The sequence below is a fragment of the Armatimonadota bacterium genome (assembly GCA_031081675.1).
Lineage (GTDB): Bacteria > Sysuimicrobiota > Sysuimicrobiia > Sysuimicrobiales > Kaftiobacteriaceae > Calidihabitans > Calidihabitans tengchongensis.
On record JAVHLZ010000048.1, the window covers coordinates 1 to 3,841 of the forward strand.

Annotated in this window: 6 protein-coding genes; all 6 read right to left on the reverse strand. The window is 72.4% G+C overall.

Features of this window, described 5'->3' with window-relative positions; all coding sequences use genetic code 11:
• Positions 1-3: 3 nt before the first annotated feature.
• Positions 4-312 (reverse strand): peroxidase-related enzyme, encoded by a 309-nt coding sequence (locus RB150_11375; protein ID MDQ7821134.1) that lies wholly within the window; start codon positions 310-312, stop codon positions 4-6.
• A complete protein-coding gene (locus RB150_11380; protein MDQ7821135.1) occupies positions 313-579 on the reverse strand; it encodes a carboxymuconolactone decarboxylase family protein in 267 nt (88 codons plus the stop codon).
• A complete protein-coding gene (gene folP, locus RB150_11385) occupies positions 579-1,451 on the reverse strand; it encodes a dihydropteroate synthase (GenBank protein ID MDQ7821136.1) in 873 nt (290 codons plus the stop codon). Before folP ends, RB150_11380 begins: the two co-directional genes overlap by 1 nt.
• Positions 1,452-1,465: 14 nt before the next feature.
• The gene (locus RB150_11390; protein ID MDQ7821137.1) at positions 1,466-1,618 is read right to left on the reverse strand and encodes a DUF1059 domain-containing protein; all 153 of its coding nucleotides are present in this window, start codon (positions 1,616-1,618) and stop codon (positions 1,466-1,468) included.
• Between the two features lie 118 nt (positions 1,619-1,736).
• Positions 1,737-3,047 (reverse strand): tetratricopeptide repeat protein, encoded by a 1,311-nt coding sequence (locus RB150_11395; GenBank protein MDQ7821138.1) that lies wholly within the window; start codon positions 3,045-3,047, stop codon positions 1,737-1,739.
• Between the two features lie 150 nt (positions 3,048-3,197).
• Positions 3,198-3,329, reverse strand: a complete 132-nt coding sequence (locus tag RB150_11400; GenBank protein ID MDQ7821139.1) for a hypothetical protein — start codon at positions 3,327-3,329, stop codon at positions 3,198-3,200.
• Positions 3,330-3,841 lie beyond the last annotated feature (512 nt).

The following is a 3,841-nucleotide window of genomic DNA, read 5'->3' on the forward strand; positions in this document are numbered from 1 at the left end:
ACCCTAGCGACCCAGGCGGTCATACTGCGGGTTGGGCACCCACCCCAGGGCGTTGGCCAGGCGGTTGGTGAAGTTGAACATGGCGGCCACCTCGGCGATATCCATGATGTCCTCATCGGTCCACCCGGCCCGGCGCAGGCGGCGGATATCGTCCTCGGTGCACCGGTCAGACGCCCGGGTGACCTTGACGGCGAAGTCCAGCATCGCCCGCTCCCGGGGCGGCAGGGCGGCCCGCCGGTAGTCCGCCAGCAGCGTGTCGGCCAGGGTGGGGGAGCCGGTGAGCAGCCGCACCGCGGCGCCGTGGGTGGCCATTCAGTAGTGGCAGCGGTTGGCGGACGAGACCACCACGGCGATCATCTCCCGCTGCAGCCGCGACAGCCCCGAGGGTCCGCGCAGCAGATCGTCGTAGTACGCCCACCACCGCGCCAGGTGAGCGGGGCGCAGGGCGAAGACCCGGAAGATGTTCGGGATGAACCCCAGCCTGCGCCGCGGTTCCCGCCACAGGGCCCGGACCCGCAGAGGAATCTCCCGGTCGGGCGGAACCTGCAGCCACGACAGTCTCCGACGGCGGGCACTCATCATGCGTCCCTCCCCTCGCGCGGCGGGTGGTCCGCCCCGGTCCGGCCGCGGGCGATGGCGTCGGCCATACGGGCCACCCGCGCCATGGCCCGCACGTTGTGCACCCGCACCACGTCCGCCCCCGCCAGGATGGCGGCCGCCACGGTGGCGGCCGTACCGTCATCCCGCTCTGCCGGCGGCAGTCCGCCCAGGACCCGGCCGATGGTCCCCTTGCGGGAGGTGCCGATGACCACCGGCCGCCCCAGAGCCCGCAGCTCCCCCAGGCGGCGCAACAGCTCCAGGTTGTGGTCCACCGTCTTGCCAAAACCGAAGCCGGGATCCACCAGGATCCGGGACCTGGCGATCCCCCGGCCGACGGCGAACGTGATCCGCTCCAGCAGAAAGCCCACGATGCCCGACATCAGATCGCGCGGCGCGTCGGCGGGGGGCGGGTACCCGTGCATGAGGACGACGGGGACCCCCAGCGCGGCCACCACATCCGCCATCGCCGGATCCGCCCGCAGGGCGCTCACATCGTTAACCAGTGCGGCTCCGGCTTCCACCGCCTGCCGGGCCACCTCCGCCCGCGTGGTGTCCACCGACAGGGGGATCTCCAGCTCCCCCGCCAGCCGGCGGATCACCGGGAGGATCCGCGCCAGCTCCTCCTCCGGCGGCACCGGCGCCGCCCCGGGGCGGGTCGAGACACCCCCCACATCCAGGATGTCGGCGCCGTCGGCGGCCAGGGCCCGCCCTCGGGCGCAGGCGGCCTCGGGATCGGTGACACCGTCTCCGGAAAAGGAGTCCGGGCTGACGTTGAGGACGCCCATGACATATGTCCGGGCGCCCCATGCGAACACCCGCCGGCCGATGCGCAGGGGCGGGACGGGCGCCATGAGCCGCAGGCGCGTCAGTCTTCCTCGCGCAGTTCGCGGCGGATGCGGTCCGCCGACACCTGCATCCCGTGCTCGCGGGCCAGGTGCTCCTGCACCAGGCGCACCAGCTCGTCCTCGGTGTCGGCCTCGATGCGGTGTCCCAGCGCGCAGGTCCAGCGTCGCGTCATCGTCGCCCCCTCCACCCGCTCATCCGTCACCCGGAGAGCCTGCAGTGGGGTTCGACGCGGGCGGGCAGACATCCGCCCGGGCGCACAGGCCCTGCGGGCGGGTCCGGGGGCGGGGGTCTTACGGCCGGGTGGACGGGGAGCGGGACGCGTCGGCGGCCAGCTCGTCCAGCGCGTGCACCATCAGCTCGGCGGCCTCCGCGTGGGCTCCGTGGCGGACCAGCAACGGGCCGAACTCCTGGGCCAGTTCCCTCAGCCGCTGGCGCATGTCGCGGGAAGCAAAGCCCACCACCGCCTCCCTCAGCGCCGCCACCGCCGCCGGCACCTGGTGTGTCGACAGCAGGACCCGGCTCAGGACCACCTTCGCCTCCAGCACCTCCACCGGGTCTCCGGCCTGCTGGGCGGCCTCCAGCGCCCGCCCGGCCACCTCGTGGGCCTGGGTCAGGTCGCCCACCGCGTGCCAGGCCCGCGCCAGTTCGGTGAGGATGGATGCCCGGTCGGTGGGACGGTGGAGCCGGTCGGCCACCCGCAGGGCCTGCTCCAGGTGGCGCAGGGCCTCGCGGGGGTGACCGTCTTCCAGGAACGCGCGCCCCAGGTTCTGGGTGACCCGCATGAGGTTTTCCAGGTCCTCGGCGGCCTCGAAGGCATCCCGGGCATCCAGCAGGCAGCGACGGGCTTCGTCGTACTTGCGGAGGTTGCGCAGGACTGCCCCCAGCCCCCACAGGGCCTTTCCCCGCAGCCGGAGGTCGCGGGAGGCCACGTAGGAGGACGCCGCCTCCTCGTACCGGCGGCGCGCGTCTTCCAGACGCCCCAGGTAGGTGAGGACCGTGCCCAGAGAGATCAGCGTGTCCACCCGGGCCGGATCGCGTCCGGCGCGCGCGGCCCGCAGGGTCTCCAGCGCCTGCTCCAGCAGCCGGCGGGAGTCCGCGAAATTGCGCCGGCGCAGCTGGACCAGCCCCATCAGGCTCAGCACGCGGCCCAGCCGCCACCGGTCCCCGGCCTGCTCCATCGCCGGCCGGGCGTCTTCCAGGGCCGTCCAGGCGGCGTCGTAGTCCCGGCGGGCCACGGCGTGCTCGGCGCGGAGAACGCGGATCTCCCGGTCCACCTCGGCCAGCCCGTGCCTGTCGGCGAGAAACGCGGCCATCTGCAGGTACCGGTCGGCTTCTCCCAGATCGCCCCGGTCGCTGGCGCCGCGAGCCAGGATCAGCAGCCCGTGGGCCGCCATGTCGGCGGGGTTACCCTCCCCCGCCAGCAGGGCGTCCACCGATGTCCCCAGCCGGCGCGCCAGCACGGCCAGGCTGTCCAGAGAGGGCTTGGCCCGGTCGCGCTCCACCAGGCTGATGAACCCCTTGGTGAACTCCCGGCCGGCCAGCTGGGCCTGGGTGAGGCCCCGCGACTCCCGCAGTTCCCTGATCCGCTGCCCGAGAGACATCGGTCACCTCCACAGCAGCCGCGGCGGGCACACGCCGTGCCGGGCGCGCTGACGGTTTTTGGCCAACGATGGGAAAAAGATACCATTTCTGTACTGCCCCAGCAAGCGGCGTGCCAGGCCGGAGAAGGGGGGTGCCGGGCCTGCTAGCTGCTAGTTGCCGTTGGGCAGGTTCTCGCCGGCCACGGTCACCGGCGCGAGGTAGTGGCTTACCGCCGACACGGCGGCGGATCCAGCCAGAGCCAGAAGGACAACGACCGCGATGGTTCCCAGCGTCTTGCGCATGGTCTCCCCTCCCGTGGGTGTCCTGGAGTGCACCCCCGCCCCTCCGGCCTCGCCGTCAGGGTTGGGCGAGATGGTCATGTATTCCTTGTATTAATCAGGAAAGCGGAGAAATTTTCGTGTTGCTCAATAGCAGACGATGGGCGCCCTCCCCCCCCCGGGACTCCCAGGTGTGGGTGCGGACCGGTGGAGCCCCGGCGGGGCCCGGAGACGGTGAGGGTCTGGACTGTGCCTTCGGGCAGAGGGTCCTGCGGTCAGGCGAGTTCCCGGGACGGCCTTTCAGACCGTGGTCGGCGACGAGAGCACCCTTCGTCCGGTCCATCCCGGGGTTCGGGGAGTTTGCGCTTGATCGAGATCCCCTTCCCCCAGCGGGCGGTGTACCTCAGGGAGCGCGAGGCGGGAACAGACCCCCGGTGAGGGCGCCCGAGGTCATCCGCGCGACAGGCGCAGATCGGGAGTCAGAGCCTCCACCAGGGAGAGCACCAGGCTCACCGCCACCCGGACATCGGACAGGG